3 protein-coding genes and 2 pseudogenes are annotated in these 3,401 nt (G+C 68.7%); 3 read left to right on the top strand and 2 right to left on the bottom strand.

The features are described from left to right. The 3 genes from ABZ281_RS43055 to ABZ281_RS43045 all read left to right on the top strand — a co-directional run. Positions 1–432: alpha/beta hydrolase (locus ABZ281_RS43055; protein WP_356663552.1), on the top strand; the 432-nt coding region annotated here is incomplete at its 5' end. Positions 433–505: 73 nt separating this feature from the next. Then, positions 506–1,519 carry an NADP-dependent oxidoreductase gene (locus ABZ281_RS43050; protein ID WP_356663550.1) on the top strand — a complete coding sequence of 338 codons (1,014 nt, stop codon included), beginning with the start codon at positions 506–508 and terminating at the stop codon, positions 1,517–1,519. A gap of 137 nt (positions 1,520–1,656) precedes the next feature. Then, positions 1,657–2,247, top strand: a complete 591-nt coding sequence (locus ABZ281_RS43045; RefSeq protein ID WP_356663548.1) for a TetR/AcrR family transcriptional regulator — start codon at positions 1,657–1,659, stop codon at positions 2,245–2,247. A gap of 218 nt (positions 2,248–2,465) precedes the next feature. On the opposite strand, the pseudogene ABZ281_RS43040 reads toward ABZ281_RS43045, so the two are convergent. Together ABZ281_RS43040 and ABZ281_RS43035 are read right to left on the bottom strand one after the other, a co-directional pair. Then, a pseudogene (locus tag ABZ281_RS43040) lies at positions 2,466–2,735 on the bottom strand (hypothetical protein). A 322-nt stretch (positions 2,736–3,057) separates the two neighbouring features. Then, positions 3,058–3,401: pseudogene (locus tag ABZ281_RS43035) on the bottom strand (IS110 family transposase); the annotation flags it as partial.

Raw genomic sequence — 3,401 nt, 5'->3', positions numbered from 1 at the left:
CTTGTCCGTACCGACGACACCGCCGCGGACGAGACCTGCACCCGGCGCGCCTATACGCTGGACGCCAACAGCAACCCGAAGGTCGACGAGAACGAGGAACACGACAAGATGCTCAGCCGGGGCATCCTCGAATCGTTCCGATCGGCTTGGCTGCAGGACCCCGCCGTGGACTTCACCGACCCCGACATCAGCATCGTGAACGCCGACCTGACCGGCCTGCCGCCCACGGCCCTCCACTACGGCGAGTACGAGACACTTGCCGGCGAGGGCGCCGACTTCGGCCGCCGGCTCGCCGACTTCAAGATTGTTTCCGAGGTCCGCCCGCTGCCCGCGGGCCAGCACTCGTTCATCCTCGGCGCGGGGCGCGTGCCCGAGGTGGACCGGGCGATCGGACGGATGGGGCAGTGGCTCCGCCGCTACCTCGGCAGCTGATGCGGAAGCCGCTCGGACATACGCATCATCCGCTGAAGGGCAACCGAGAAGGTCACGCAAAGGGATGGCTGACATGAAGGCATTCATCGCCGAGAAGTACGGCAAGGACGGCGTGCGCGCCGCAGACGTTCCAGAACCCGCCGTCGGGGACGGCGACGTCCTGGTCCGAGTGAGCGCCACCAGCATCAACCCGCTGGACAAGATGGTCCGCAACGGGGAGTTCAAACGACTCCTGAGGTACAAGCCGCCCTTCGTGCTCGGCCACGACGTCGCCGGCGTCGTGACGAAGGTCGGGTCCGCTGTGCGCGAGGTGGCCGTCGGCGACGAGGTCTACGCGCGTCCCCGCGACCTGCGGATCGGAGGCTTCGCCGAGTTCATCGCGATCGACCAGGACGACGTCTCGCCCAAGCCGGAGTCACTCACCCTCCGCGAGGCGGCCGCGGTCCCGCTGGTGGCCTTGGCCTCCTGGCAGATCCTCGTCGACCGTGCCCGTGTGAAGCCGGGTCAGAAGGTGCTCGTCCACGCCGGTGCCGGTGGCCTCGGGTCGACGGCCATCCAGCTCGCCAAGCACCTCGGTGCCACGGTGGCGACGACCACGAACACCCGCACTCAGGAGCTGGTCAGGAGCCTCGGCGCCGACATCGTCGTCGACTACACCAAGAAGGACTTCTCGAAGGTGCTGTCCGGCTACGACCTGGTCCTGGACTCCCTGGGCGGGGCGAACCTCGAGAAGTCGCTGACCGTACTGAAGCCGGGCGGCCTGGCCATCGGCGTGGCCGGCCCGCCGGACGCCGGTTTCGCCAGGCAACTCGGCGCCCCCTCGGTCATGGGGGTGGTCATGAACGCGCTCAGTCGCAAGGTGCGCAAGCAGGCCAAGGCCCTGGGCGTGCGCTATCAGTTCTTCTTCATGCAGGCCAGCGGCTCCCAGCTCCGTGAGCTGGGCGCCCTCTACGACAAGGGACAGCTTCGCCCGGTCATCGACCGAACGTTCCCCTTCGACCAGACGCTCAAGGCGATGGCGTACGTCGAGCAGGGCCATACCACGGCCGGAAAGGTCGTGATCTCGATGGCGCCCGGCAACGAGTGAATCGGGCCGGCCGCAGAGAACACGTGTCGGTGCTCCAAGACACCGTCGACACACCATTGGAGTACGTTCGCCATCCAATACGATGTGGAAGGCGTTGGAGGGCGGGTGACCCTTCTGGCGCTCAAAGGAGCGAGCGCGTGCCGCGTTACGGGAAAGAGCACAAACAGGCGACGAGGCAGCGGATCATCGAGACCGCCGGCCGCCGGTTCAAGCGGGACGGCATCGACGGCTCGGGCATCTCGACGCTGATGGCGGACGCCGGACTGACCAACGGCGCCTTCTACGCCCACTTCGCATCCAAGGACGACCTCGTGGCCACCGCGGTCGCGGACCAGTTGCGGGCGCAGTACGCGAACGTCATCGAGCAGGCGGCCCCCGGCATCGCCGGACTCGAGCAGATCGTACGGTGGTATCTCTCACCCCAGCACCGCGACAGTCCCGACGACGGCTGCCCCTCCGCGGCACTCCTCGATGAGATCGGGCGCTGCGGGGACGAGACCAAACAGGCGTACACCGACGGCGTGCTCGCCGTCATCGACGGTATCGCCGCTCGCCTGGCGCCCGACGATCCGAGCTCGGTACACACAAAGACCCTCAGCGTCTACGCCATGATGGTCGGAACGCTACAGCTCTCCCGCTCCCTGGACGACCAGCGACTCTCCGACGAACTCCTCAACGAGGGCATCCGCAACGCTCTCACCCTGCTCGGCGTACAGACGTCCCGCTGACGCGGCGCAGCACCACGCGGCTGCCTCGGCGAGCCGCTCCACACCACCCCCAGCGAAGCGCCTGCCGCTTCGGCGGGGCCTTTCGTGCGACACACCTCAAGGGCTGTCCCGTCACCTGGGACCGCACCTCGTTGATCGGGTCCATGTACGGCACTACGCCCGGCACCCGGGGAGAGTTCCGCCGCTGCGGTGTCTTCACCCGACCGAGTTGCCGGCCGTCAGGGGCTGTCGCCGCCCCAGTCCCAGCGGGCCGGATCGCCGGGGCGCGGGTCGTACAGCGCCCGGCCCCCGAGCCGAACCGCCCACGCTCCGTAAGGAGGGAGACACCGTCGTCGATCTCCGCCGGCCTCCAGCCAGTGATCTCGAGCAGCAATCCGTCCAGCGGCTCGCCCACCAGTTCGGCGTACTCCGTCCCGGCCCCGGGCCCGGGTAGTCGCGGTCGGCGCCTAGGCCCGGCCGCGCAGCAGCTGCTCGTCGTCACGGTCCATCCGTTCAGCCTGGCAGCCGCCACTGACAGCCGGGTTCGGTCACATCACCTGCGGAAGCGGGCGAGCCAGGTTCCGCCGGCCTTCTGCTCGGCCACGGCCTGGCCCTGCTCCTCATGCCGGGGCTCGTGCGACCAGGCTTGCTGAACATCGGCGACGAACCGCCGGTCGCAGTCCCCGCACAGGGACGGGCGGGGCTCTGGGGAAGCGCCCCAGCCGACGCGTCCGGTCGCCTTCCACCGTTCGTCGGTGAACGAGGCACCGCACTCGGTGCAGACGGGACGCGGACCTCACTGGGGTTTGGGGTGATTTGGTCTTGCTGGGGTCATACGGCGAGCTCGACGTCCGCGGGCGAGCGGGGTTCGTAGAAGGTGCCGTCTCGGAGCATGGCGAACAGGACGCTGATGCGGTGGCGGGCGAGGCGGAGGAGGGCCTGGGTGTGGGTTTTGCCGCGGGCGCGTTGCTTGTCGTAGTAGGTGCGGGAGGCGGGATCGGCGTTCATGCAGGCGAAGGCGGAGAGGAACATGGCACGTTTGAGCTGCCGCTTTCCGCCTCGGGGTGCGTGTTCGCCGTGGATGGAGCCGGCGGGGACGATCCACGGGCCGAGCGGGGTGAAGCCGGGGGCGTTCTTGCTGCGCAGCCAGTCGGTGCCGATCGGGGGCATGTCCC

Source organism: Streptomyces sp. NPDC006265, assembly GCF_040613555.1.
Taxonomy (GTDB): domain Bacteria; phylum Actinomycetota; class Actinomycetes; order Streptomycetales; family Streptomycetaceae; genus Streptomyces.
The sequence above is the reverse complement of the archived record's forward strand: the minus strand, read 5'-3'. Positions and strand labels throughout refer to the sequence as shown.

Bases quoted from the DNA above. Each gene is read 5' to 3' on its own strand.
- ABZ281_RS43050 (WP_356663550.1), top strand. From the start codon at position 506: ATGAAGGCATTCATCGCCGAGAAGTACGGCAAGGACGGCGTGCGCGCC.